The following is a 26027-nucleotide window of genomic DNA, read 5'->3' as shown; positions in this document are numbered from 1 at the left end:
GTCAGCGCCCGAGTTCTGGAATCTTGTGGTCTTCGCGCAGTTGCGCCGAGCGGTCATCTTGCGACGCATCGAGCGGCATCTCGGCAAGCGGTTCGGCTGTAGCGATTTCGGCGATGGCAGCGCGCAACGCATCCAGCCCCTGCCCGGTGCGCGCGCTCAAAAAGACGCGCGAAATATTACCATACTCGTCCCGCTCGACCGCGTCCCCACGGGCTGCCAGCTCTGGCACCGCATCTATTTTGTTGAACACGAGCACCTGGCGGATCGTGTCCGCGCCGATCGCGTGCAACACCTCGTTCACCTGATCGATCTGATCGAGCCGCACTGCACTCGATGCATCGACGACATGCAGCAACAGGTCCGCGTGAATGGTTTCCTCGAGCGTCGCTCGAAACGCCGCGACGAGCTGATGCGGCAGTTCGCGGATGAAACCGACGGTATCGGACACCACTACCTGCCCCGCTTCGTCGCCGAGATACACGCGCCGCGAGGTGGTATCGAGCGTCGCGAACAACTGGTCGGCGGCATACGCCTGCGCCTTGGTAAGAGCGTTGAAGAGCGTCGATTTCCCAGCGTTCGTATAGCCGACGAGCGACACCGACATCGTCTGGTTGCGATTACGCGCGCGACGCTGCGTGCCGTGCTGGCGGCGCAGCTTGTCGAGGCGGATCTTCAGTGCCTTGATGCGCTCGCCGATCAGCCGGCGGTCGGTTTCGAGCTGCGTTTCACCCGGACCGCGCAAACCGATACCGCCCTTCTGACGTTCGAGGTGGGTCCAGGCGCGAATCAGCCGGGTCGACAGATATTGCAGCTGCGCGAGCTCGACCTGCAGCTTGCCTTCGTGGCTGCGTGCGCGCTGCGCAAAAATGTCGAGGATCAGACTGGTGCGATCGACCACGCGCCGATTAAGCGCCCGCTCCAGATTGCGCTGCTGCGCAGGCGCCAGAGCATGGTTGAAGATCACGAGTTCGATGTCGTTCGCTTCACAGGCAAGGCGCAATTCTTCAACCTTGCCGCTCCCGACGAACATCTTCGCGTCGGGACTGGAACGGCGTCCGGTGAGGGTGACTACGGGGTTCGCGCCCGCGCTTTGCGCGAGCAGGCTGAGTTCTTCGAGACTGGCTTCGAAATCGATCTTGCCGAAGTCGATGCCAACGAGCGCTGCATTGATCAAATTGGAGGGTATCAAAATGACGCGACCGGGAGCGAATCGCCAACGGGGGCGACGCTGTGCCGGCCGCGGCGAGGGTTAGGACTGTTCGGAATCCGGGTGGAAATTCACCGGACGGGCCGGCACGACCGTCGAAATCGCGTGCTTGTAAACCATCTGGGTGACCGTATTCCGGAGCAACACGACGTACTGGTCGAACGATTCGATGTTCCCTTGAAGCTTGATGCCGTTGACCAGGTAGATCGACACCGGCACATGCTCTTTACGCAGGGCGTTCAAAAACGGGTCTTGTAACAATTGCCCTTTGTTGCTCATAGCAAACTCCGTATTTTTTTGCAGGTTGACTGAATTGACGGCGAAGAAAAAGAGATCCGCCGCCAACCGCTACACTATAGCTGATTTTCATTTCGACGCGCGGGCCCGGGACCACCGGCCAAACCCAGCATACATGCGGGTTTCAGCCCAGGTTTAAGACCAGCTTCAGCCTGCTTCAGCCTTTGTCCGCGTAAGGGTTCGTCGACGATCTGAACTCTATTCGCAATGGAGTCCCCGTCAGCTTGAAAGTTTCCCGGAAGCGATTTTCGAGGTACCGCTTATACGTGTCGGTGATCGCGTCGAGCGCATTGCCGTGAATCACGATAATCGGCGGATTCTGCCCGCCCTGGTGTGCATAACGCAGCTTCGGACGCACCGGACCGCGGCGGCGCGGCTGCTGGAACTCGACCGCCTCGATCAGCGCGCGCGTCAGCTTCGGCGTCGGCAGCTTCGACATCGCGGCCGTGTACGCGTCGTCGACCGAACGCATCAGCGGCCCAATCCCGGTTTTTTCCGCGGCGGAAATAAAATGGAATTTGGCGAAGTCCAGGAATTTTAGTTTGCGTTCGAGGTCGGCTTTGGTGCGCTCGCGCACATGCGGATCGAGACCGTCCCATTTGTTCACGCCAACCACCAGAGCGCGGCCCTGCTCGACGACGAAGCCAGCGATGTGCGCATCCTGATCCGAGATGTCCTGACGCGCGTCGAGCAGCAGAATCACGACGTTCGCATCGGAAATCGACTGCAGCGTCTTCACGACCGAGAACTTTTCGATCGCCTCGAACACCTTGCCGCGGCGGCGTAGGCCGGCCGTGTCGATCAGCGTATATGGCTTGCCGTTACGTTCGAAATCGACGTAGATCGAGTCGCGCGTAGTGCCGGGCATATCGAACGCGATCACGCGCTCTTCGCCGACCAGCGCATTGATCAGCGTCGACTTGCCGACGTTCGGCCGCCCGACGATCGCGATCTTCACGCCGCGCGCTTCCTTGTCTTCCTCGCTCTCTTCCGGCTGACCGGCATACGCGACTTCGAGCGCCTCGTTGATCATGTCGGTGACGCCGTCGCCGTGCGCGGCCGAGATCGCGCGCGGGTCGCCGAGGCCGAGTTCGTAGAAGTCGGCTGCGACGTTGGTGTACTTCATCCCCTCGGACTTGTTGACGACGAGGAAGATGGGCCGGCCGACCTTGCGCAGATAGTCGGCGATCGACTTGTCCTGCGGGGCGAGCCCGTTGCGGCCATCGACGATGAACACGACGACGTCCGACTCCTCGACCGCCTGGCGGGTCTGGCGCGCCATCTCGTGCAGGATGCCGTCCTTCGCGACAGGCTCGAAGCCGCCGGTATCGACGACCAGATAAGGCCCCTCGCCGGTGCGTCCTTCGCCGTAGTGGCGATCGCGCGTGAGACCGGGCAGGTCGGCAACCAGCGCATCACGCGAACGCGTAAGGCGGTTGAACAGCGTGGATTTCCCCACATTGGGGCGCCCAACGAGGGCAATAACGGGTTTCATCTGATGTTGTTCACGGTGAAACGCGGGATCGCAATCGATCGCGCGCTTAGCGACGCCAGGCAGCCGCCACGCGGCGGCGTTTTGACGAAATTATCACGAATTCAGCCTGCTCCGGAGGCGCGATCGACACGCGCATCCAGGCGGACGGGAGTGGCTGCGCAGACGCCACCGGGGGTCGCCTGCTTCAGACCGGGCTGCTCGGCGGCCGACGCTCGTGCGCGAGTGCTTCCGGGGTTCGCGAAGCCGCCGACCAAGCGCACGCACCGCCTTCGATGCCGGCGGGCGCAGCTTCGATCCGACTTGCCGGACCAGCCCGTCCGGCGATTTTTCTATTGAGCCTGCCCGATCACGCCACGGACGGAGTGGCAACCCGAGGCAGGAGCCGTGCGCCAAGGCCCACGCAGACTTCAATTAAAAAGCGCGCGGCCGGCAAAGCCGGCCTGCGCGCCTGACACCATCTATAGCGATCAGCGCGGACGATAGCCGAACAGGCCGCCATCGCGCGTCTGGATGACCAGCGTGTCGCCGGCCAGCACCGGTGCGGCGGTAATCGCGCTGCCGTCGGTCTTGACCCGCGCGACGAGCGTGCCGTCGGCGGTCGACAGGAAATGCACGAAGCCCTTGTAGTCACCGAACACGGCCGCGCGGCCGAGCAGCATCGGCACGCTCAGTTCGCGGTTCTTCAGCGCCTCGTTCTTCCACAGCACCGAACCGTTGTTCACGTCGAACGCGGACACGACCGACCAGTCGTCGGCGGCGACCACGCTGCGCTCATCCTGCGCGAGGCCGCTCGTGCTCGAGAACGGCTTGCCCCACAGCGCGCGGCCCGAGTTCGCGTCGAAACAGCCAATCTGGCCCTGGAACGTCACCGCGCAGGTCTCCGAACCCACCAGCGTGGGCGGGCCGGTCACGTCGTTGATACGCTCGACCTCGGTCACGCCCTTCGGATACGACACCGGCGTCTGCCAGTAGGCGTCGCCCGTCTGCAGATTGATAGCGGCGAACGAACCGCCCGGGAAGCCGGCCAGCACGGCCGCGTCGCCCGCGAACGTCATGCCCGATGACACGCGCAGGTTCAACGGCACCGCGCGGTTGCGGAAGTTCCACTTCTGCTCGCCGGTTTGCGCGTTGAACGCGACGATCTGGCCGTCGATCGTGCGCACGACCACGAGGCCGTTGCCGACGAGCGGCGGCGAAATGATCTCGCCCGGCGCCTTCGCGGTCCACAGCTCCTTGCCGTCCGCGCCGAGCACGTATACGTCACCCTTCAGGCCGCCGACCGCGGTGAGCGTGCCATCGCTGCCGACGCCCGCCGACAGATCGTCATGCAGCTTGACGCGCCATACGTCCTTGCCCGTTTGCGCGTCGATCTTGGCGACCGTGCCGTTCGTGCCGGCAGCGTACACGGCATTGCCGACGGCAACCGGCGAGAACATGTAGCGGCCCGCCTTGCCGACGCTCGCCGACCAGGACTGCTGCACGTCGAGAACGGGTTTGAACTCGGTGAGCGGTGTCGGCACACGGCGCTCGTCTTTCGTGGACGAGCAAGCCCCCAGCGTGAGAACGGTCATCGCACAGATAACGGGCACGGCGTAACGTTTCAGCAGATTCATCGGTGGACGAAGCATTCAGGAAATGGATTAAAGGAGACCGTCTTGCGGTCGTGGCTCGCGGCGCGCCGCGCGGGACGCTCAGCCGCCAAGCGCATCCAGCTTGAACTGGATCAGCTGGCGCGCCGAACTGTCGCTCTTCGACAGCGAGTCGAGCGCGAGCTTGTAGGCCGCGCGCGCGTCGTCGCGCTTGCCTTGGGCGGCGAGCAGGTCGCCGCGGCGGTCCGCCACGACGCCCTTGAAGGCATCGGATTGCGGCTCCGCCAGAAGCGCAAGCCCCTGGTCGTACGCCTTGTCGTCGAGCAGCAGCGATGCCATGCGCAGCTTCGCGATCTGCTTGAACTCGTCGTCTTTCGCGTGATCGATCGCCCATTGCAGCTGCGCCTTCGCGCCGGCTTCGTCGCCAGCGATGTAGAGCGCCTTGGCGGCGCCGAGCGCGGTCATCTGAGCGTAGGCGGTGCGGCCGAACTTGTCTTCCATGTCGGCGGCGACGCGCGCGATCTGCGCCTTGTCGCCCGATGCCGTGGCCTGTTGAACCTGGTCATACAGCACCGCGGCTTCCGCGGCCTGGCGACGCTGCCAGAAATTCCAGCCATTCCAGCTCGCGCCTGCCAACAACACCACCAGCGCGATCCACGTGGTCGCATTGCCCCACTGCTGCCACCATGCCTTCAGACTTTCAATCGATTCTTGTTCGTCGTGGTAACTCATTGCCCGGCGATTTCCTCATTCTTGCTATGTGTGCGTGTCGAGCCAGCCGGCTCGACGACATCGCGATCAGTCGTCGCCGTCTTCGGCGGATGCAACCATCGCATTGATTAGATATTCGGTCAAGTCTTCGGCGGGCACGTTCTGTTGCTCGTTCTTACCGCCATGGGCCTGGGTATCGCGCAGCGGTTTCACGCCGACCGTGCCATTGGCGATCTCGTCCTCGCCGAGCACGACCGCAAACGCGGCGCCGCTCGCATCGGCGCGCTTCATCTGCGACTTGAAGCTTGCCGACTGACCGTCCGCGCTGCAATGCAGGATCACGTCGAGACCGGTATCGCGCAGACGCTCGGCGATGATGAAAGCCTGCTCGCGCGCGGCGTCGCCCTGATGGACCACGTACACGTCGCAACCTTCGTCTTCCGGCACGAGCTGCTCTTCCTTCAGCAACTCGAGAATCCGCTCGATGCCCATCGCCCAGCCGCACGCAGCGGTCGGCTTGCCACCGAGCTGCTCGATCAGAGGATCGTAGCGGCCGCCCGCCGCGACCGTGCCTTGCGCGCCGAGCTTGTCGGTCACCCACTCGAACACAGTCAGATTGTAGTAATCGAGACCGCGCACGAGACGCGGATTGATCGTAAACGGAAGATTGTTCGCCTTCAGAAGACGCTGCAGACCGCCGAAGTGCGCGCGCGATTCTTCGCCGAGAAAGTCGATCAGCTTGGGCGCGTTTTGCGCGACTTCCTGCAGCGCGGGATTCTTCGTATCGAGCACGCGCAGCGGGTTCGTATAGAGACGGCGCTTCGCGTCTTCGTCGAGCACGTCCATGTGCTTCTCGAGGTATGCGATCAGTTCGACACGATGCGCTGCTCGCTCTTCAGCGAGGCCCAGCGAGTTGATTTCGAGCTTGATGCCGGTCAAGCCGAGGTCGTCCCACAGACGCTGGCACATCATGATGATTTCCGCGTCCGCATCCGGACCCGCGAAGCCGAGCGCCTCGACACCGACCTGGTGGAACTGGCGATAACGGCCGCGCTGCGGACGCTCGTGACGGAACATCGGCCCGATGTACCACAGGCGCTTCGGGCCGTCGTACAGCATGTTGTGCTCGATCGACGCGCGCACCACCGCCGCCGTGTTTTCCGGGCGCATCGTCAGGTTTTCCCCGTTCAATGCGTCGGTGAAGCTGTACATCTCTTTTTCGACGATGTCGGTCACCTCGCCGATACCGCGCGTGAACAGCTGCGTATGCTCGACGATCGGCGTGCGGATATTCTGATATCCATACGAACGCAGCATCGACTTGACGGTGGTTTCGAAAAATTCCCAGAGCCCGGCTTCCTGCGGAAGGATGTCGTTCATGCCCTTCACGCCGGAAAGCTTCTCGAGCTTTTTCTTCTGTTCAGTCATCTGTGTTTCGATTGCCGGTATTTAGTTGAGTGCTTCGGCGCGGCCATAGCGGCGCTCGACGTAGTCGCTCACGATCTGCTGGAATTCTTGCGCGATGTTTTCGCCGCGCAGCGTCTTCACTTTCTCGCCGTCGATGAACACCGGCGCGGCCGGGTTCTCGCCCGAGCCCGGCAGGCTGATGCCGATATTCGCCTGCTTCGACTCGCCCGGACCATTGACGATGCAGCCCATCACCGCGACGTGCATCTGCTCGACGCCGGGATACTGGTCACGCCACACCGGCATCTGCTGACGCAGATAGGTCTGGATCTGCGACGCCAGTTCCTGGAACAGCGTGCTCGTGGTGCGGCCGCAGCCCGGGCAAGCGATCACCATCGGCGTGAACGAGCGCAGGCCCATTGTCTGCAGGATTTCCTGACCGACGATCACTTCGCCGGTGCGCGACGCGCCCGGTTCCGGAGTCAGCGAGATACGGATCGTGTCGCCGATGCCCTGCTGCAGCAAAACCGACAGCGCCGCGGTCGACGCGACGATGCCCTTCGAGCCCATGCCTGCTTCGGTCAGGCCCAGATGCAGCGCGAAATCGCAACGGCGCGCGAGTTCGCGGTACACCGCGATCAGATCCTGCACGCCGCTGACCTTGCACGACAGGATGATCTGGTCGCGCCCGAGGCCGAGTTCGACCGCGCGTTCCGCCGAGCCGATCGCGGACTGGATCAGCGCTTCGTACATCACGCTTTGCGCTTCCCACGGAGTAGCGCGCGAGCCGTTTTCGTCCATCATCTTGGCGAGCAGGTCCTGGTCGAGGCTGCCCCAGTTCACGCCGATGCGCACCGGTTTGTCGTATTTGACCGCCGCCTCGATCATCTGCGCGAATTGCGTGTCGCGCTTCGCGCCGTGCCCGACGTTGCCCGGATTGATCCGGTATTTCGACAGCGATTCCGCACAGCCCGGATAGTCGCGCAGCAGCAGATGGCCGTTGTAATGGAAGTCGCCGACGAGCGGCACCATCACGCCCATGCGGTCGAGTTGCTCGCGGATAGCCGGCACGGCCGCCGCCGCTTCCGGCGTATTCACGGTGATACGCACCAGTTCCGAACCGGCTTGTGCCAGCTCCTTGATCTGGATAGCGGTGCCGATGGCGTCGGCGGTGTCGGTGTTGGTCATCGACTGCACGCGCACCGGCGCATCGCCGCCGATGGTCACGAGCTGGCCGCCCCAGCGGACGTTGACCGCATGCGATTTGCGCCGCATCGCGGGGCCGCCGAACACCGGCTCGTCTGAAACGATCTTGCTACAGGATTGGGATTGAGCTTCGGTTTGCATCGAAAAACCCATTTACGCCGCACGCGCTATGCAAAAACGCAGCGCCTCAATTGAAAAAGCGCCGCGGACCGGTTGGCCGCGGCGCGTACCGTATCTGTCAAGGCAGCGCAAACCGCGCCACATTGCCCTTGGCTGCCGCATATTTCGACGGATCGACCGGCTGGCCGTCGAGCGTCACCGACTCGAGACCCGCCTTGTTGCCGACCGTCACCTTGAACGGGCCGGCGCCCGTCACTTCCTTCGGATCGCCAGCATGCACGAGGCCGGAGAACAGTTCCTTGCCGTTTTTGTCACGCACGCTGAACCAGCTGTCCTGCGTCACGCGCAGCGCGACGACCGACTCGCCGGGCGCTGGCGCAACCGCCGGTGCCGACGCGTTCGCCACGATCACCGGTGCACTTGGGCTCACCATGGCGGCCTGTGCCTGCGCCTGGGAGCCGGCCTTCGCTGCCGCTGCCGTCGGCGCCGGCGTTGCCGCTGTGTTCGCGGCCGGGGCCGAGCCCGGCGCGGTGCCGGTGGCAAGCGGTGCGGGCATCGGCGTTGCCGACGCAGACGCCGCATTATCCGCGCTCCCCGCGTTGTCCGCCGTGACCGCCGCCTCCGGCGCCGATGCGCCTTCCGCCGTCGCCGGGCCTTGCGCGACCGGGCCCGACGCCGCCGTGTCGCTGCTCGTCGAACTATTTGCGCTGGCCTTCAGCCGCGCGAGCCACGCGGATGAATCGCCGCCGTTGGTGCGCCACATGCCGAGCGCGATGACCGCGACGACGATCGCCGCAATGCCCCAGAGCCACGAACGGCTCTTGTGTCCGCTATCGCCGAGCGACAGCGAAACCTTGCCGCGGGGCAGATCCTTGCCGGATGACGCAGGCATCGACAGATTCGGCGCCGGCACTCCTCTCTCGCGACGAAGCGCCGCCGTGAAAGGCGCCGGATCGGCGCCGAGCATTTTCGCGTAGCTGCGCACGACGCCGAGTGCGAATGTCGTGTCCGGCAGATGGCTAATGTCGCCCGATTCGAGCGCGCTCAGCTTGACGACCGACACCTTCAGCCGCGCCGACACGTCCTCGATCGCCCAGCCTTTCGACTCGCGCAACTGGGTCAAGCGCGCGCCAACCGCTGCCAACGAATCGAGGGCCGGCTGCACCACCGCCCTTGCAACGGGTGCTCGATGGCCATCGTTCGTGTCTGTCTCGTGCGGCTGCGGGTGCTGCGGCTCACTCATCCCAAATCCTTTCGCGTCGATTCTTTTAATCGTGCGACTGGACGGGCTCGAGCCTCACGTCCAAATCGCAGACCGTTTATAACAAAATGTGCGGCTTTGTGTGCCGCTCCCGATCGATTCTGCAAACTTTCTTTTCAACCGCCGGTGGCATCAGAGCATTTTTGCTTTCGCAGTGCTTTCCGCCGAACGCCGACGCCCTGCTGCCCCACGCGATTACACGGCGCGAACCTCGATCACCTTCGCCGCCTTCCCGGTGCGCTCAGCAAGACGCGTGCGGTCTTTCACCGCGCCGGCCAACTGACCGCAGGCAGCATCGATATCGTCGCCGCGGGTTTTGCGCACGGTGGTGACGACGCCTGCGTCGATCAACACCTGCGCAAACCGCTTGATCTGTTCCGGCTTCGAGCGGATGAGGCCCGATTCGGGAAACGGATTGAACGGAATCAGATTGAACTTGCACGGCACGCTGCGCGTGACGGCGAGCAGCTCGCGGGCGTGCGCCTCGCTGTCGTTCACGCCATCGAGCATGCAATATTCGAACGTAATGAAATCGCGCGGCGCCACTTTCAGGTAGCGCTCGCACGCCGCCATCAGTTCGCGCAGCGGATACTTTTTGTTGAGCGGCACCAGCACGTCGCGCAGCGCGTCGTTCGACGCATGCAGCGACACCGCGAGCGCCACGGGCAAGTCCGCGCCAAGCCGGTCCATCATCGGCACGACGCCCGAAGTGGACAACGTGACGCGCCGGCGCGACAGGCCGTACGCATTGTCGTCCAGCATCAGACGCATGGCCGGCACGACCGCGTCGTAATTGAGCAGCGGCTCGCCCATCCCCATCATCACGACGTTTGTGACGACGCGCTCGCCCTTGCCGTCGCCGCCCACCGCGCGGCCGCCGGCATCGCCACGCGACGCGCGCAGCGCAAACTCGGCCATGCGCAACTGGCCGATGATTTCGCCGGTGGTGAGATTGCGGGAGAACCCCTGCTTGCCGGTCGAGCAGAATCGGCAGTTGACCGCACACCCCGCCTGCGACGACACACATAGCGTTCCGCGCGTTTCTTCGGGGATGTACACGGTTTCAACGGCGTTGCCATTACCGACATCGATCAGCCACTTGCGTGTGCCGTCCGACGAAAGATGATCGCTGACGACGCCAGGCATTGTGATCGTGGCGCGCCCTTTGAGCTTTTCGCGCAAGGACTTCGCGAGATCGGTCATGCCGTCGAAGTCGGCAGCGTTGTATTGGTGAATCCAGCGCTGCAATTGCTTGGCGCGAAACGGTTTCTCGCCCAGGCTGTCGCAATAGGCGACGAGCCCTTGGGCGTCGAGGTCGAGAAGGTTGACGGAGGGACTGCTCGTCATATCGAATCCTGCCATTTCAGTGCGAGACTACGTTCATGCAACAAGCTGCATGAACGCCGTGCCGTTCGCGCCCATTCCTGCTGCTTTTACCTTACTACTTTTGCCGTGCACCGCGCGCGATCCATGCGATAAAACAATTCGACTGCACGAAACGCGCCACGCGAAAGACGGCTTGCGATACGCGGCTGAGGTCACTGCCCGACCTCAGCGCGAGGCGCTCAACGCGAGTAGACGTTGACTTGGGGGAAGAAGAAAGCGATTTCGACCGCAGCCGTTTCCGGCCCGTCCGAACCGTGCACCGCGTTGGCGTCGATGCTGTCAGCGAAGTCAGCACGGATCGTGCCCTTTTCTGCCTTCTTCGGGTCCGTCGCACCCATCAGGTCACGGTGCTTCAGGATCGCGTTTTCGCCTTCCAGCGCCTGCACAACCACCGGACCCGAGATCATGAATTCGACGAGGTCCTTGAAGAACGGACGTGCTGCGTGCACAGCGTAGAACTTCTCGGCGTCAGCACGCGACAGATGAACCATGCGCGATGCCACGATCTTCAGGCCAGCGTTTTCGAAACGGGTATAGATCTGGCCGATCACGTTTTTGGCCACTGCGTCCGGCTTGATAATCGACAGGGTGCGCTCGATCGCCATAAAAACTCCAAAAAATTAAGAGGTTACAGATTTAAATGAATCCGCTATTGTAGCATGTTCTCGTGTATCATTGCGATTGAACCCTTACAGCATCGAAAGGATCGAAGCAACGGGTGCAAAATACTGGTAGCGTAGGCCATAGGGGCGACTGGAGGGTATTGAAACTCCGTGCCGCCGCGCTAATCTTACGGATGAACGGTGCGCCCGCCGGCGCTTCGCAAATTTCCGTATCACCATCACGAAACACGCTTCCGAGGTAAGGAGAGACCATGAACGAACATCCATATATGTTTGGCCGCAACGGCGCGGTCAGTACGGTCGAAACACGCAACCGCGTGCTACGGAATACCTACTGGCTGCTCGCGTTGTCGATGATCCCAACGGTGCTCGGCGCCTGGGTCGGTCTTGCCACCGGCTTCTCGCTGTTTGCCGCCACCAGTCCCGCCATGAGCATGCTGGCGTTCTTCGCGATCGCGTTCGGCTTCATGTTCGCGATTCAGCGCACCAAGGACAGCGCCGTCGGCGTATTCGTACTGCTCGGCTTCACGTTCTTCATGGGGCTGATGCTGTCGCGCATTCTCGCGTTCGTGCTCGGCTTCTCGAACGGCCCGTCGCTGATCATGCTCGCGTTTGGTGGCACTGGTGTGATCTTCGCGGCCATGGCGACCATCGCCACGGTCAGCAAACGCGACTTCTCGGGCCTCGGCAAATGGCTCTTCATGGGCGTGATCGTGATCCTTCTGGCTTCGGTCGCGAACGTGTTCCTGCAACTGCCGGCACTGATGCTGACGGTTTCGGTCATGGCAATCGTGATCTTTTCCGCCTACATCATGTTCGACGTGCAGCGCGTCGTGAACGGCGGTGAGACGAACTACATCACTGCGACGCTAGCGATCTACCTGGATCTGTATAACGTGTTCGTGAACCTGCTTGCGCTGCTCGGCATTTTCGGCGGCAACCGCAATTAAGCTTGGCCGGTCGCGAGGCGTGCCCTGCGCCGCCTCGGCGCTCAAAGCAAAAGCCCATAACGATTGTTCGTTATGGGCTTTTTTCATTACCTGATCAGCTGACACATGCTGGGCGGCGCAACCGGAAGCCAGCCCCGCACCGCAGTCACAGAGTCAACCACCCGAAACCTTCGCACTGCGACGCAACCACCACCTCGGTTGGAGCCGCGCCAACCACGCCCGCCAGCGCCGCCTGCGCGAGTTCCGGCAAATTGTTCTGCTGGCTCAGATGCGCGGCGACCAGATGCCGCAAACGCGAGCGGTCGAGCGACGCCAGGATTTCAGCCGCCGCGTCGTTGTTCAGATGCCCGTGATTGCCGCCGATACGCGCCTTCAGCGACGGCGGATAACGACTGCCCGCGAGCATCTGCACGTCGTGATTGCATTCGAGCACGAGTGCGTCACAACCACTCAGCACCGCGCTGATATGCGGGGTGGACGTGCCAACGTCGGTGAGCACGCCGAGCCGGCGCGCGCCGTTCGAGAACACGTATTGCAACGGTTCGCGAGCGTCGTGCGGAACGGTATAAGGGAGAACGCTGAGCTCGCCGATTGCTACCGCCTCGTCGCCCCACAGCACCTGCAGGTCGACATCGGTTTCGTCGGCGCCCACCGCGCGCGCGGTGCCCCAGCTCATGTACAGCGGAATCGACCACTTGCGCGCCAGCGTCAATGCGCTGCCGATGTGATCGCTATGTTCATGCGTAATCAGGATCGCATCGAGCTGCTCGGCGCTCGCGCCGAGCCGCGTGAGACGCCGCTCGACTTCGCGCCCGGAAAACCCGCAGTCGAGCAGCACGCGCGTGGTGCTCGCGCCGCTGTGCGCTTCCACCAGCAGCGCGTTGCCTTCACTTCCGCTGCCGAGACTTGCGAAGCGCACGACCCGCCTAATTCAGTTGCGCGTGCAGCAGCGACACGATGCGCTGCGCGTCCGACGACGTATCGATCTGTCCGTTCGCGTCGACGACCGCGACCTGCGTCACCGCGTCGCCCTTCGCGCGCACGTTGACGAGGAATTCCTGGCCCGGCTTGCGCGTCGAATTGCCGCTGTAGAAGAGTTTGCCGAACAGGCCTTCCTTCTTCAGTTCCTGCATCGAATCCGCGTAGCGGACGTAGTAGATGCCCTTCTCGCGATCGCGGTTGTCGACCGTGAAGTTGGTGCGATCGAGCGCGAGGCCCACACGCAGCCAGGCGCGGTCGAACGACTCCTGCAGATCGAGCGTCGATGCGCCCGCGTTCTGCTCTATGGTGGTCGGCGCGCTGGCCGGGCGCGCGTCGGTCAGCAGCTGCTTCGACTGCGCTTCGGTCAGGCCGAACTTCTGCATCAGCTTGGCGAGGAACAGCGCCTCGAGCGCCGGGTCACGCGGACGCTCTTCCCAGCGCGAAGACGTCTTGTCCTGCCCGGTCATCACCTCTTCCATCGCGCTATGCGTGATCGAGATATCGGTCGCGCTGTCCGAACCGCGCGATACGAGCGTACGGAAACTGTCGCGGGTGCCCGACGAATAGGCGAAGTCGATCACCTTGCCGATCGTGCGGCGGAACCAGTCGTCCGGAATGTTCGCGCGGTTCTCCGCCCAGTCGGTCGTCATGATGCCGGTGGCCGGCGCGTCGGTCTTCAGCACGAAGCCGTTCTCCTGCCAGAACTCCTGCAGTTGCGGCCACAGCTGTTCCGGGGAACGGCCGTCTACCACCAGCCAGCGACGGTCGCCGTCGCGCTCGATATGCATGCCGAGCGGATCCTGTGCGGTCGGCTGACCTTCGGTCGCGTTGCCGGCGGCCGTGACCGCGCGCGTCGGCGTGCCACCGAGCGCCAGATTGGCGGGCGGCGCCACATAGCGCTGGTCGTTCGGCGACGTGCTCAGGTCGCTCGGCACGGCAAGCGGCGGTGCGCTCGAGGTCGCCTTGTAGTTGACGCGGTCGGAAGCGAACCAGTCGTTCAGCGTGTCACAGCCGGCGAGCGTCGACAGGGCAAGCGCCAGCGCCGCCATGCGGGTTGCGTGGAGGGAAAGTGCGGAACGTTTCATGAGGTCCTTCGTGATGCTGGAACGCGATGCCTCGTTCGGTCTGCCGGGAACGTGGGCTGAAGCGACGTCGGTTAATGAAATGCCGGTGGCGGTCTGGCGTGGGCGGCTGGACGGGCGGGCCGTTCAGCCGAGCAGGCCCGCTTCGCGCAGCGCGCCGCGCACCACTTCGTGGTATTGCGCGTCGAGCGGCGTGAGCGGCAGGCGGATGCCGCCCTGCACACGCCCCAGTTGCTGCAGCGCCCACTTCGCCGGAATCGGATTCGCTTCGGCAAACAGGTACTTGTGCAGCGACAGGAGTTTCAGATGAATCTCGCGCGCGGTCTTCGCGTCCGCGGCGAGCGCGGCCTTGCACAGCTCGCTCATTGCGCGCGGCGCGACGTTCGCGGTGACCGAAATATTGCCGTGACCGCCGAGCAGCATCAGCGCGATCGCAGTGGGATCGTCGCCGCTATAGATGCTGAAGTTTGCCGGCGCCGATTTGATCAGATGCGCAGCGCGGTCGATGTTGCCCGTGGCCTCCTTCACGCCGACGATCCCCGGCACCTGCGCGCAGCGCAGGATGGTCTCGTTGCTCATGTCGGCGACGGTACGGCCCGGCACGTTGTACAGGATCACCGGCAGATCGACGCTTTCGGCGATCTTCGCGAAATGGCGGTAGATGCCTTCCTGGGTCGGCTTGTTGTAGTACGGCACGACCTGCAGCGTGGCATTCGCGCCGACGTCTTTCGCGTGCTGCGTGAGTTCGATCGCCTCGGCGGTGGAGTTGGCGCCCGCGCCCGCGATGACAGGAATGCGTCCAGCGGTGTGGTCGACCGCGGTCTTGACCATCAGCACGTGCTCTTCGACCGACAGCGTGGCCGACTCGCCGCTCGTGCCGACCACGACGAGCGCATTCGTGCCTTCCTCGATGTGCCAGTCGATCAGTTTGCGAAACGCCGGCAGATCAAGGCTGCCGTCTTCGAGCATCGGAGTGATGATGGCAGGAATGCTGCCGCGGATCTGAACGCCGTCCTGGTGACCGCTGTGGTTGCCGTTAGTCATGAAACGCCATGAATATGATCAGGTAAACCGCGATTGTAGCGGATTAGCCAGCCAACTCGTAACAAGGTGGAACTGCTGCTCGTGCGGGATCATGCGCACGTGCCGCTTCCCGAACCGCGCAGATGCGCTGAACGTACGCCGGACGCGGCTCGGCGAGAAATCCGTCCTGAAATGCGATCACCCGCAATTGGCCCCGCACGATCTCGAGCAACTCGCCAGGCGCGAGCAAAAACGCCGGATTGGAGGGTTTGCCAACGCATTCGTTTCCTTGCGCAAAGGTCTCGTAAACCATTACGCCGCCGGGCGCGAGCGCGCGCAGCAACTGCGGAAAAAGTGGTCGGTGCAGGTAATTGGTGACCACGACGGCGGCGAACACCGCATCGTCCGGTAATGGCCACGGCGCGCCTTCGAGATCGGCCACGACAGGGGTGACGAGCGGTGCGTCCTGCAGCAGGTCGAGGGCAGCGGCATCGCGATCGATCGCGGTGACCGGATGGCCGAGCGACGCAAAAAAGCGCGCATGCCGCCCGCCCCCCGATGCCACGTCGAGCACCGCCCCGCCCGGCGCGATCAGGTGCGCCCAGTGACGCACCCAGCGCGACGGTTCACCGAGGCCCATGCAAGCCAGGGGTAGCCGGCGTGCTCATCGCTGCGGGGCGGCGCCTCGAGTGCGCATCAGTTGTACGAAAGCCCCATCGCCTCGCGGACGTCGCGCATCGTCTCGGTCGCGAAGCGGCGTGCCTTGTCGCAGCCATCGGCGACGATCGCGCGCAACAGCGACGGGTCGTCCATGTACTTCTGCGCACGCTCCAGCATCGGCTGCTGCTCACGCAGAATCCCTTCGACGACCGGCTGCTTGCAATCGAGGCAACCGATGCCCGCCGAGCGGCAGCCCTTCTGCACCCACTCGTGGGTCGCTTCATCGGTATAGACCTGATGCAGCTGCCACACCGGACACTTGTCCGGATCGCCCGGATCGGTGCGGCGCACGCGAGCGGGATCAGTCGGCATCGTGCGGACCTTCTTCGTGATCGTTTCCGCGTCTTCGCGCAAGCCGATCGTGTTGCCGTACGACTTCGACATCTTCTGGCCGTCGAGACCCGGCATGCGCGACGCCTCGGTCAGCATCGCCTGCGGCTCGACGAGGATGATCTTGCGCGAACCTTCGAGATAGCCGAACAGGCGCTCGCGATCGCTCATCGACAGGCTTTGCGATTCCTGCAGCATGGCCCGCGCGCGTTCGAGCGCTTCGTCGTTGCCTTCCTGCTGATACGCATTGCGCAGCTCGTGATACAGCTTCGAGCGCTTGCCGCCGAGCTTCTTCGCGGCTTCGTTCGCTTTTTCCTCGAAGCCCGGCTCGCGGCCGTACAGGTAGTTGAAACGACGAGCGATTTCGCGCGTCATCTCCACGTGTGGCACCTGGTCTTCACCGACCGGCACGAGCGAGCCGCGATACAGCAGAATGTCCGCCGCCATCAACACCGGGTAGCCGAGGAAGCCGTAGGTGGACAAATCCTTGTCCTTCAGCTTTTCCATCTGCTCCTTGTAGGTCGGCACGCGTTCGAGCCAGCCGAGCGGCGTGCTCATGCCGAGCAGCAGCGCCAGTTCGGCATGCTCGGGCACCCTGCTCTGGATGAACAGCGTCGCCTGCGCCGGATCGATGCCGGAAGCGAGCCAGTCGATCAGCACGTCCCACACGTTCTTTTCGATCACTTCGGGCGTTTCGTAGTGAGTCGTCAGCGCGTGCCAGTCGACCACGCAGAAAAAGCACGGGTACTCGGACTGCAGCCGCACCCAGTTTTTCAGCACGCCGTGATAGTGGCCGAGGTGCAGCGACCCGGTGGGCCGCATGCCGGAGAAGATACGGTCTGGGAACATGGTTATTTAGAAAAGCGAAACAAGAGGAGTCAGAATTGCGGTGATCGCGCTATAGCCGAGCGTAACGAGTGGCCTCAACCAGAAACGCGTGAGCGTACCCGTCATCACGAGCGCCATCACGATGAAAAAGCCGTACGGTTCGAGCCGCGACAACGCGATCGATTGCTTCGGCGGCAACAGGGCCATCACCACGCGTCCGCCATCTAGCGGCGGCAGCGGAAACAGGTTCAGCACGCCGAGCACGAGATTGACGCCGACGCCCGCGCCCGCCATACGCGTAAAAAACGGTTCGTTGACATTGAGCACCGCCAGCACGATGCCAAGCACGCCCCACAGCAGCCCCTGGACAAAATTGCATACCGGCCCGGCCGCCGCGACCCAAAGGCTGCCCCAGCGCGGATTGCGCAGATTGCCGAACGCGACCGGCACCGGCTTCGCATAGCCGAACATGAACGCGCCGCTCGTCGCGAAGTACAGCAGCAACGGAATCGCGATCGTGCCGAGCGGATCGATATGCCGCATCGGGTTAAGCGACACGCGGCCGAGCACGTACGCGGTGTTGTCGCCGAGCCAGCGCGCGACGTAGCCGTGCGCGGCCTCGTGCAGCGTGATCGCGAAGATCACCGGCAGCGCGTACACCGCAATTGTCTGTATCAGGGAAGAATCCATAACTCGCTATTGTAACAATGCGCTCGCGCGTGTCTGTCCGCTTTCGCTCGGGCCGCTCACGCCGTTTCCTCGAGGCCGAACGGCTCGAGCGGGCCGCGCCCTGCCCGCACCAGCACCGGCTCCGAGCCAGTCAGATCGATCACAGTGGACGGCTCGCACACGCACGCGCCGCCGTCGATCACCAGATCGAGCTGCTTTTCGAGCCGCGCGCGGATTTCCTCGGGGTCGTTCAGCGGCTCGGTTTCGCCGGGCATGATCAGCGTCGTGCCGAGCAGCGGCTGGCCAAGCTCCTCGAGAATCGCGAGCGTGATAGCGTGATCCGGCACGCGCAGACCGATCGTCTTGCGCGACGGATGCGATACGCGTCGCGGCACTTCCTTGGTGGCCTGCAGCACGAACACGTACGGACCCGGTGTCACCGATTTCAGCAGCCGATACTGCCAGTTGTCCACCATCGCAAAATTGGCGAGCTCCGACAGATCGCGCACGAGCAGCGACAGCAGCTGCTTTTCGTCGAGTCCGCGAATACGCCGCAGGCGTTCGACCGCATCCTTGTCGTCGAGACGGCAGGCGAGCGCGTAGGTCGAATCGGTCGGCAAGGCGACCACGCCGCGGTCGTTGATGATCTGCGCGGCCTGCTTGACGAGGCGCGGCTGCGGATTGTCGGGATGGAGCCGAAAGTATTGGGACATGGAGACTCACGATGGCGGCAGACGAACTGCGGCGGATGTGCTGCGGCGAGCAGAGCGCGTGCCGCAGCCAGCCGGCCCGCGCGCGAAACGTGCCGTTCCGGCACGGCGCACGGTCACAGCCAGCGTTCCCAGACGGGCTTCAGATCGGCGGGTAGCGGCGGCAGTGTGCCGAGTTCGATGCGGCCTTCGCCTGGCGCATGGAAGTCGGAACCGCGCGAGGCCTCGAAGCCATAGCGACGCGCGACATCCGCATATTCGCGGTATTGGTCGGGCGTGTGGCTGCCGGTGACGACCTCGATCGCCTTGCCGCCGAGGTCGATGAATTCGCCAAAGAATGCGTCGAATTCGAGTTGCGAATAGGCGTAGCGCCCCGGATGCGCGACGATCGCGACGCCGCCGGCGGCCTGGATCCAGCTGAGCGCGTCGGCGAGCTTGGCCCAGCGGTGCGCGACATAACCCGGCTTGCCGTCGCCGAGATAGCGGTCGAACACTTCCTGGGTGTTTGCGCAGTGGCCGTGCTCGACCATGAAGCGCGCGAAATGCGTGCGCGACATCATGTCGGGATTCGATACGTAGTGCAGCGCGCCCTCGTACGCGTGTGGAATGCCGAGCGTGGCCAGTTGCTCGCCGATTGCCTCGGCGCGCGCGGCGCGGCCGTCGCGGGTGCGGGCAAGACCGTCGATCAGGACCTGGTTGGACGGATCGATGCCGAGTCCGACGATGTGCACCGTGCGCCCCGCCCACGTAACCGAAATCTCGACGCCACTCAGGTAGTTCATGCCGAGCGCCTCGGCCGCGGTGCGCGCCTCTTGCTGGCCGCCCACTTCGTCGTGATCGGTGAGCGCCCACAGCGTCACGCCGTTCGCGTGCGCGCGGCGCGCGACGTCGGTCGGCGCGAACTGGCCGTCGGAAACGGTGGAGTGGCAGTGAAGATCGGCGTTCATCGTGGTCCTGGAAGGGTTCTGCGGTCATTTTACTGCAATGCAGTAAGGGGCCGCAGGGGTATCTGGCGACGCCGGTTGCACTTGCCCGCGTGCCGCAAGGTCAGGACGGGCAGTGCCGAGACTAACGTCGGGGCGACCCGCGAGCGCTCTTGCGACCGTAGCTTCAGGCACCGCGTCAGGCGCAGAAACCCTCGATCAACGCGGCGACCTGCTCCGGCTGGTCGTGATGCACCATGTGCCCCGCGCCGTCGATGATCTTCTCGCGCCAATCGGCAAACGCGTGGAAACGCGCCTTGAATTCGTCGAGCGGCACGTCGCCGGCGATTCGCGCGAGCGTCGGCGAGCCGGCGGCTTCGACGTGCAGCACCTTCGCGCTGACCTTGCGCCACACCGCCATCACCTCGTCGAGGCGATACAAGGTGGGGCCGCGGACCTTGTGCGCCGGGTCGGCGAGCAGCATGAAGCGCCCTTCGCCCTCCGGCTTCGACCAGTGCTGCGCGAGGAACTGGGCGCGCCGCGGATCGAGGCGCGGATTGGTTTTGATCAGGCGCGCGGCGACCTCGTCGAGCGACGCGTAGCGCTTCAACTGCGGCGGATCGCGCAATTCGTCGAGCCAGTTCAGCAGACGTTTCGGCGCCTGCGCCGGATACGAAGGCGCGAGCCCGAAGCCCTCCAGATCGACCACCCGCCGCACCCGCTGCGGCCGCACGCCGGCGTACAGGCACACGACGTTCGCACCCAGGCTGTGACCGACCAGATTCACCTCGCCGTCCGGCGCGTAGTGGTCGATCAACGCGTCGAGATCGCCGAGATAGTCTTGCACCCAGTAGCTGCCGCCGCCGCGCTCGGCAACCGGCCAGCCGGACAGACCGAAGCCGCGCAGGTCCGGCGCGATCACCTGCCAGTCGCCGCCGAGCGCATCGACGACAAACTGGAACGACGCGCCGACATCCATCCAGCCGTGCAGCATGAAGAGTATCGGCGCGTCGGGACGGCCCCAGCGCCGCACGTGCAGCCGCACGCCATGTGCGCTAACGAATTCAGAGTGGGAGGTATTCATCAACGGCGCACTCGCAAAAAAGAATGGTCGTTCGATTATATGGTGGGCGCCGCGAGAGGTGGTAACGGATTATCAGGGCGACGCCCGGTCGTCCGCAGCCCGTGTGGCTTGCAGCGTATCCTCGCGGGCGAGCGCGGCGAGTTCGGCGTCGTCGAAACCGGCGTCGCGGCGCGCTTCGAAATTGAACGGGCCACGCAGTTTCGGCGCGTGATACTGGTCGGCCAGACGCAGATACGTGTGGTGCGGATCGAGGCCGTGCGCGTCGCACAGGTGACGAAACCAGCGGTTGCCGATCAGCACGTGGCCGATTTCATCGCGCAGGATCACGTCGAGAATCGCCGCCGACGCGTGATCGCCGGCCTGCTGCAGCCGCGCGCGGATCGGCGGCGACGCGTCGAGGCCGCGCGCTTCGAGCGTCCGCGGCACGAGCGCCATGCGCGCGAGCACGTCGCCGCGAGTGCGCTCGCACATGTCCCACAGGCCGCCGTGCGCCGGGAAATCGCCGTATGCGTGGCCATATTCGGCGAGACGCGCGGCGAGCAGCGAGTAGTGATATGCCTCTTCGGCGGCGACCTTGAGCCAGTCGGCATAGAACTCGGCGGGCATGCCGGAGAAGCGCCAGACGGCGTCGAGCGCCAGATTGATCGCGTTGAACTCGATGTGCGCAAGCGCGTGGAGCAGCACCGCGCGCCCCTGCGGCGACTGCATGCTGCGTCGGCCGAGCTGGCGCGGCTCGACCAGTTCTGGCCGTTCGGGGCGGCCGGGCAGGCCAACGGGCTCGTCGAGATCGAGGCCGGCGTCACAGAGCGCGCGGCCATCGAGTACCGCAGCGTACAGTTCGCGGGTCGCCGCGACCTTCGCGGCCGGTTCCCGCTCGCGCAACGCGGCGAGCGCGGCGCGGCGCGCGCACAGCGGCTCGTCGTGAGAATTCGATGCGGGGGAAGCGACGGAAACGAGCGAAGGGACGGACGTCATGACGAACGGATAGGCGATGGAAGCGATGAAGCCGACGGCGCCCGGCCCGCCCGCGAGCGGTCGAGCGGCTCAAGCACACAACCGTTTACAATACCCGATTCGACCATCCGGCGCGCTTTCGGGCACGCCCGTCAGTTGGCCACGCAGAACCGCCAAACTCGCACCGCGCCGGGGCGCACGCCGCCCAGCCCATGCGAGGCAATCGATCAGACACCCATCGTGCACGGGATCGGAGCAGCCTCAAGACCTGGCTCCGACCGATAAGGAGACATTGTGACGATTTACAAGCTGGGCGAAGCCGCCCCGATCATTCATGAAAGCGTGTTCGTCGCGGATTCCGCGAACATCATCGGCAACGTGACGCTCGAGGAGAACGCGAGCGTGTGGTTCGGCGCGACGCTGCGCGGCGACAACGAGCCGATCAAGATCGGCGCCGGCAGCAACGTGCAGGAAAACGCGGTGCTGCACACCGACCCGGGCTATCCGCTGACGGTCGAGTCGAACGTGACGATCGGCCATCAGGCGATGCTGCATGGCTGCACGATCAAGGAAGGCGCGTTGATCGGAATTCAGGCGGTGGTCTTGAATGGCGCGGTGATCGGCCGCAACTGTCTGGTCGGAGCGGGCGCCATCGTCACCGAGGGCAAGGTGTTTCCCGACAATACGCTGATCCTCGGCGCGCCCGCGAAGGCGGTGCGCGAACTGACGGAAGCGGATATCGCCAACCTGCGGCGCGCCGCGGCAAGTTATGCCGGGCGTCGCGAGTATTTCAAGGCGCAGCTCGTACGCATCGGCTAGACGGCCGGCGCGCGGCGCGCAAAGGCGCGGCATCACGCCGCGTCATTCCAGCGAGGAAAAGTTGTGAGCGACCAGTTGCAAAAATTCATGTTCAGCGCGGCGCCGGTGCGCGGCGAGATCGTTTCCCTGCGCAATACCTGGCAGGACGTGCTGACGCGCCGCGATTATCCGGCGCCCGTGCGAACGATTCTGGGCGAAATGATGGCCGCGTGCGCGCTGCTGTCGGCGAACCTGAAGTTCGACGGCACGCTCGTCATGCAAATTTTCGGCGATGGCCCGATCAAGATGCTGGTCGTGCAGTGCAGCTCGAACCTGACGATGCGCGCCACCGCGAAGCTGTCCGGCGAAGCCGCCCATACGATCGACGACACGACCTCGCTGATCGATCTGGTGAACGCGAGCGGCCACGGCCGCTGCGTGATCACGCTCGACCCGACCGACAAGCAGCCCGGCCAGCAGCCGTATCAGAGTATCGTGCCGCTGTCGGGCGCGAACGGACCGCTGAAGTCGATCGCCGAAGTGCTCGAGCACTACATGCATCACTCCGAGCAGCTCGACACGCGCATGTGGCTCGCGGCGAACACCGAGCGCGCGGTCGGCATGCTGCTGCAGAAGCTGCCGGGCGACGGCGGCATCGTCCCGCATCCAGGCGCGCTCGACGCGGATACGTGGGAGCGCGTCTGCACGCTCGGCGGCACTCTGTCACAGGACGAGTTGCTGAAGGAAGAACCGGAGACGGTGTTCCGCCGCCTGTTCTGGCAGGAAAACGTCCAGCATTTCGAGCCTGTCACCGCGCGCTTCGAATGCACGTGCTCGCGCGAAAAAGTCGGCGCGATGCTGAAGATGCTCGGCCGCGATGAAGTCGACGGCGTGATCGAGGAACGCGGCCACGTCGAGATTCACTGCGAGTTTTGCAACCAGCGCTACGAGTTCGACCCGGTCGACGTCGCGCAACTTTTCGTCGCCGGCGGACTCTCACAAGGCGTGACGCCGGCGGCCGCGCAGCGGCACTAAAGTGCGCTTTCGCTGAAGCGGAGTGCGTGCCCGCGAACTGATCGCGCATTCCGACGGAAGTCCTGACCGCGCCGCCCCATGCCTCGTCACGGCTCGGGCGGCGCGTTGCATTTGAGCGCGGCGTTGATACATTGGAAGGATGCGTCACCGCGTGTTGGAAGACGCCTGCTCGAGCCTCGGACCTCGGACCGATGGAGATTCGACCATGAAGCATACGCTTTCGTTGATCCTGGCCGTCCTCACGGGCTGCGCGGCGCTGGCCGCCTGCTCGATCGATCCGCCGGGCCCCGCGCCGATTCTGAGCCGTCTGCCGCCCGATCAGGCGGAGGCCATCAGCCATACCCGGACGCTGACACCGGAGGAACGCGCGCGCTATGACGCGATCGAGCAACAGGTCATGTTCGAACAGAATCAGGCGATCGCCACGGACGCCGCCGCGCAAGCCTGGTCCCGCTATTACTCGCGCTCGCCGCCCGTGAGGTTTTCCTTGGGCTTCTCGAGCGGCGGCTGGGGACGTGGCTGGGGAACTGGGGTCGGCGTCGGGTTCGGGCCGTATTGGGGTTGGTAGCAGCGAATACGTCAGCCCAAAAACAAAAAGCGCGGTTCAAAGTGAACCGCGCTTTTTTCGCCCTTCGTGGCGAAGCCGATGCGAGATATCGAACCTCAGTGCGCCGGCTTCTTCTCCTTCGCAGCCGCCGGCTTCCCGCCATGCTTGCGATCCGGTTTCGCGCGCGACTCCGGATTCGGCACCACGTGCAGCGGCGCGGCCGACACCTCACCGCGCGTCGAAGTATCCGCCGACGGCGTATTCGCCAGCGGCAACGGCTGGTTCGGCGACACGAACTGCACGAACACTTCGCCGTCCTTGACCATGCCCATTTCGTAGCGCGCGCGCTCTTCGACCGCGGCGGTGCCGTTCTGCAGATCCTGCACTTCGCCCTGGATGCGCTCGTTGCGCAGCTTGGCGTCGGCATTCTTCTGCAGTTGCTGCGCGAGCTGGCCTTGCAACTCATGCACGCGCAGCCAGCCGCCGTGCCCCCACCAGAGCGGGTACTGGATCAATGCCAGCAGAACGATCAGGACAGCAGTGACAAGCCGCATGAAGTAAGCACAATAAATACGCGCCGCCCTGCGCTATACGCAGGGCGGCGAGGTCAATCAGAAACGAAGGATAACCTGCTCATCGATCGGCGTGAACAATCTGGCGAAAACGCTTAGCGCAGATTGTAGAACGCCGACTTGCCAGGGTAGCTCGCGATATCGCCGAGATCTTCCTCGATACGCAGCAGCTGGTTGTACTTCGAGATGCGATCCGAACGCGACAGCGAACCGGTCTTGATCTGGCCGGCGTTCAGACCGACGGCGATGTCCGCGATAGTCGAGTCTTCGGTTTCGCCCGAGCGGTGCGAAATCACGGCCGTGTAGCCCGCGCGCTTGGCCATTTCGATCGCCGCGAAGGTTTCCGTCAGCGTGCCGATCTGATTGATCTTGATCAGGATCGAGTTCGCGATGCCCTTCTCGATGCCTTCCTTCAGGATGCGTGTGTTCGTGACGAACAGGTCGTCGCCGACCAGCTGGACCTTGTCGCCGAGCTTGTCGGTCAGGATCTTCCAGCCTTCCCAGTCGCTTTCGTGCATGCCGTCTTCGATCGACACGATCGGGAACTTGTCCGCCAGGTTCGCGAGGTAATCCGCGAATTCCGTCGACGACAGCTGCAGGCCTTCGCCCGCGAGCTGGTACTTGCCGTCGTGGTAGAACTCGCTGGCCGCGCAGTCGAGCGCGAGCAGCACGTCTTCACCGGCGCGATAGCCCGCTTTCTCGATGGCTTGCAAAATGGTGGACAGGCATTCCTCGTTGCTGCCGAAATTCGGCGCGAAGCCGCCTTCATCGCCGACTGCCGTGCTCATGCCGCGATCCGACAGGATCTTCTTCAGCGCGTGGAACACTTCGGCGCCGCAGCGCAGCGCTTCGCGGAAGCTCGGCTGGCTGACCGGCACGATCATGAATTCCTGGATGTCCAGGCTGTTGTTCGCGTGCGCGCCGCCGTTGACGATGTTCATCATCGGCACCGGCAGTTGCATCGCGCCCGAACCGCCGAAATAGCGGTACAGCGGCAGGCCGGCTTCTTCAGCGGCGGCCTTCGCGACGGCCATCGACACGGCCAACATCGCGTTCGCGCCTAGGCGCGACTTGTTGTCGGTGCCGTCGAGCTCGAGCAGCGTCTTGTCGAGGAATGCCTGCTCGGAAGCGTCGAGACCCATGATCGCTTCGGAGATTTCCGTGTTGATGTGCTCGACGGCCTTCAGCACGCCCTTGCCGCCGTAGCGGCCGGCTTCGCCGTCGCGCAGTTCGATCGCTTCGCGCGAGCCGGTCGACGCGCCCGACGGCACGGCTGCGCGGCCCATCGTGCCCGACTCGAGCAGCACGTCGCATTCGACGGTGGGGTTGCCTCGCGAATCGAGAATCTCTCGACCGATGATGTCTACGATAGCACTCATGGTTTCCTCAAAGGATGACGTTGAATTCTTTACTCTGACACTGTATCGCGCTGTCGATCCGGAGTTGGTGCTTTAGCGCCTACTCCGGTCCCATGCAAAGCACCCGCCGGTCTCCCCGACAGACAACTCGCGCGCCGATA

26 protein-coding genes are annotated in these 26027 nt (G+C 64.0%); 4 read left to right on the top strand and 22 right to left on the bottom strand.

What is annotated here, in order from left to right; translation table 11 throughout:
* Position 1: 1 nt before the first annotated feature.
* The 10 genes from hflX to ndk all read right to left on the bottom strand — a co-directional run bounded on the left by hflX (position 2) and on the right by ndk (position 11284).
* Positions 2-1174, bottom strand: coding sequence for a GTPase HflX (hflX, locus tag QFZ91_RS21625; RefSeq protein ID WP_429568373.1), 1173 nt, complete (start codon positions 1172-1174; stop codon positions 2-4).
* A 75-nt stretch (positions 1175-1249) separates the two neighbouring features.
* Entirely contained in the window at positions 1250-1486 is a 237-nt protein-coding gene (gene hfq, locus QFZ91_RS21620) for an RNA chaperone Hfq (RefSeq protein WP_006051315.1), read from the bottom strand.
* A gap of 175 nt (positions 1487-1661) precedes the next feature.
* Positions 1662-2999, bottom strand: coding sequence for a ribosome biogenesis GTPase Der (gene der / locus QFZ91_RS21615; protein ID WP_429568372.1), 1338 nt, complete (start codon positions 2997-2999; stop codon positions 1662-1664).
* A 467-nt stretch (positions 3000-3466) separates the two neighbouring features.
* Positions 3467-4612 carry an outer membrane protein assembly factor BamB gene (bamB, locus tag QFZ91_RS21610; RefSeq protein WP_429568371.1) on the bottom strand — a complete coding sequence of 382 codons (1146 nt, stop codon included), beginning with the start codon at positions 4610-4612 and terminating at the stop codon, positions 3467-3469.
* 78 nt (positions 4613-4690) lie between these two features.
* Positions 4691-5320, bottom strand: a complete 630-nt coding sequence (locus QFZ91_RS21605; protein ID WP_429568370.1) for a YfgM family protein — start codon at positions 5318-5320, stop codon at positions 4691-4693.
* Between the two features lie 66 nt (positions 5321-5386).
* Entirely contained in the window at positions 5387-6727 is a 1341-nt protein-coding gene (hisS, locus tag QFZ91_RS21600) for a histidine--tRNA ligase (protein ID WP_429568369.1), read from the bottom strand.
* 21 nt (positions 6728-6748) lie between these two features.
* Positions 6749-8065, bottom strand: a complete 1317-nt coding sequence (gene ispG, locus QFZ91_RS21595) for a flavodoxin-dependent (E)-4-hydroxy-3-methylbut-2-enyl-diphosphate synthase (protein WP_176108222.1) — start codon at positions 8063-8065, stop codon at positions 6749-6751.
* Positions 8066-8150: 85 nt separating this feature from the next.
* Positions 8151-9275: a helix-turn-helix domain-containing protein gene (locus tag QFZ91_RS21590; RefSeq protein WP_429568368.1), complete on the bottom strand. Its 1125-nt coding sequence runs from the start codon at positions 9273-9275 to the stop codon at positions 8151-8153.
* A gap of 213 nt (positions 9276-9488) precedes the next feature.
* On the bottom strand, positions 9489-10640 hold the full coding sequence (gene rlmN / locus QFZ91_RS21585; protein ID WP_429568367.1) for a 23S rRNA (adenine(2503)-C(2))-methyltransferase RlmN: 1152 nt from the start codon (positions 10638-10640) through the stop codon (positions 9489-9491).
* A gap of 218 nt (positions 10641-10858) precedes the next feature.
* Positions 10859-11284: a nucleoside-diphosphate kinase gene (gene ndk, locus QFZ91_RS21580; RefSeq protein ID WP_008923116.1), complete on the bottom strand. Its 426-nt coding sequence runs from the start codon at positions 11282-11284 to the stop codon at positions 10859-10861.
* A 269-nt stretch (positions 11285-11553) separates the two neighbouring features.
* On the opposite strand from ndk, the gene QFZ91_RS21575 reads away from it, so the two are divergent.
* Positions 11554-12252, top strand: coding sequence for a Bax inhibitor-1/YccA family protein (locus tag QFZ91_RS21575; RefSeq protein ID WP_018417558.1), 699 nt, complete (start codon positions 11554-11556; stop codon positions 12250-12252).
* A 145-nt stretch (positions 12253-12397) separates the two neighbouring features.
* On the opposite strand, the gene QFZ91_RS21570 is transcribed toward QFZ91_RS21575, so the two are convergent.
* The 10 genes from QFZ91_RS21570 to QFZ91_RS21525 form a co-directional block, all read right to left on the bottom strand.
* Entirely contained in the window at positions 12398-13171 is a 774-nt protein-coding gene (locus QFZ91_RS21570; protein ID WP_429568366.1) for an MBL fold metallo-hydrolase, read from the bottom strand.
* A gap of 7 nt (positions 13172-13178) precedes the next feature.
* Positions 13179-14318, bottom strand: coding sequence for an outer membrane protein assembly factor BamC (gene bamC / locus QFZ91_RS21565; RefSeq protein WP_176125664.1), 1140 nt, complete (start codon positions 14316-14318; stop codon positions 13179-13181).
* Between the two features lie 123 nt (positions 14319-14441).
* The gene (dapA, locus tag QFZ91_RS21560) at positions 14442-15359 is read right to left on the bottom strand and encodes a 4-hydroxy-tetrahydrodipicolinate synthase (protein ID WP_176379951.1); all 918 of its coding nucleotides are present in this window, start codon (positions 15357-15359) and stop codon (positions 14442-14444) included.
* A 43-nt stretch (positions 15360-15402) separates the two neighbouring features.
* Positions 15403-15978: a class I SAM-dependent methyltransferase gene (locus QFZ91_RS21555; protein ID WP_429568365.1), complete on the bottom strand. Its 576-nt coding sequence runs from the start codon at positions 15976-15978 to the stop codon at positions 15403-15405.
* A gap of 56 nt (positions 15979-16034) precedes the next feature.
* Positions 16035-17237 (bottom strand): tryptophan--tRNA ligase, encoded by a 1203-nt coding sequence (locus tag QFZ91_RS21550; RefSeq protein WP_176108215.1) that lies wholly within the window; start codon positions 17235-17237, stop codon positions 16035-16037.
* A 6-nt stretch (positions 17238-17243) separates the two neighbouring features.
* Entirely contained in the window at positions 17244-17906 is a 663-nt protein-coding gene (locus tag QFZ91_RS21545) for a site-2 protease family protein (protein ID WP_429568364.1), read from the bottom strand.
* 56 nt (positions 17907-17962) lie between these two features.
* Complete coding sequence (locus tag QFZ91_RS21540; RefSeq protein ID WP_429568363.1) at positions 17963-18598, bottom strand: L-threonylcarbamoyladenylate synthase; 636 nt, start codon at positions 18596-18598, stop codon at positions 17963-17965.
* 113 nt (positions 18599-18711) lie between these two features.
* Positions 18712-19542 carry a 3',5'-nucleoside bisphosphate phosphatase gene (locus tag QFZ91_RS21535; protein WP_368610673.1) on the bottom strand — a complete coding sequence of 277 codons (831 nt, stop codon included), beginning with the start codon at positions 19540-19542 and terminating at the stop codon, positions 18712-18714.
* 175 nt (positions 19543-19717) lie between these two features.
* Positions 19718-20602, bottom strand: coding sequence for an alpha/beta fold hydrolase (locus QFZ91_RS21530; RefSeq protein WP_429568362.1), 885 nt, complete (start codon positions 20600-20602; stop codon positions 19718-19720).
* Between the two features lie 72 nt (positions 20603-20674).
* The gene (locus QFZ91_RS21525) at positions 20675-21577 is read right to left on the bottom strand and encodes a ferritin-like domain-containing protein (RefSeq protein WP_429568361.1); all 903 of its coding nucleotides are present in this window, start codon (positions 21575-21577) and stop codon (positions 20675-20677) included.
* A 273-nt stretch (positions 21578-21850) separates the two neighbouring features.
* On the opposite strand from QFZ91_RS21525, the gene QFZ91_RS21520 reads away from it, so the two are divergent.
* The 3 genes from QFZ91_RS21520 to QFZ91_RS21510 all read left to right on the top strand — a co-directional run bounded on the left by QFZ91_RS21520 (position 21851) and on the right by QFZ91_RS21510 (position 23957).
* Entirely contained in the window at positions 21851-22375 is a 525-nt protein-coding gene (locus tag QFZ91_RS21520; RefSeq protein WP_176379956.1) for a gamma carbonic anhydrase family protein, read from the top strand.
* Between the two features lie 63 nt (positions 22376-22438).
* A complete protein-coding gene (gene hslO, locus QFZ91_RS21515) occupies positions 22439-23389 on the top strand; it encodes an Hsp33 family molecular chaperone HslO (protein ID WP_176108210.1) in 951 nt (316 codons plus the stop codon).
* Between the two features lie 205 nt (positions 23390-23594).
* On the top strand, positions 23595-23957 hold the full coding sequence (locus QFZ91_RS21510; protein ID WP_429568360.1) for a hypothetical protein: 363 nt from the start codon (positions 23595-23597) through the stop codon (positions 23955-23957).
* A gap of 95 nt (positions 23958-24052) precedes the next feature.
* Here QFZ91_RS21510 and ftsB read toward each other — a convergent pair whose 3' ends face one another.
* Both ftsB and eno read right to left on the bottom strand, forming a co-directional pair.
* Positions 24053-24490: a cell division protein FtsB gene (ftsB, locus tag QFZ91_RS21505; RefSeq protein ID WP_429568359.1), complete on the bottom strand. Its 438-nt coding sequence runs from the start codon at positions 24488-24490 to the stop codon at positions 24053-24055.
* A 113-nt stretch (positions 24491-24603) separates the two neighbouring features.
* The gene (gene eno, locus QFZ91_RS21500; RefSeq protein WP_176379959.1) at positions 24604-25887 is read right to left on the bottom strand and encodes a phosphopyruvate hydratase; all 1284 of its coding nucleotides are present in this window, start codon (positions 25885-25887) and stop codon (positions 24604-24606) included.
* Between the last annotated feature and the right edge of the window lie 140 nt (positions 25888-26027).

This window comes from Paraburkholderia sp. JPY419, assembly GCF_050435705.1.
GTDB lineage: Bacteria > Pseudomonadota > Gammaproteobacteria > Burkholderiales > Burkholderiaceae > Paraburkholderia > Paraburkholderia youngii.
This window is presented reverse-complemented; position numbering and strand designations above follow the sequence as displayed.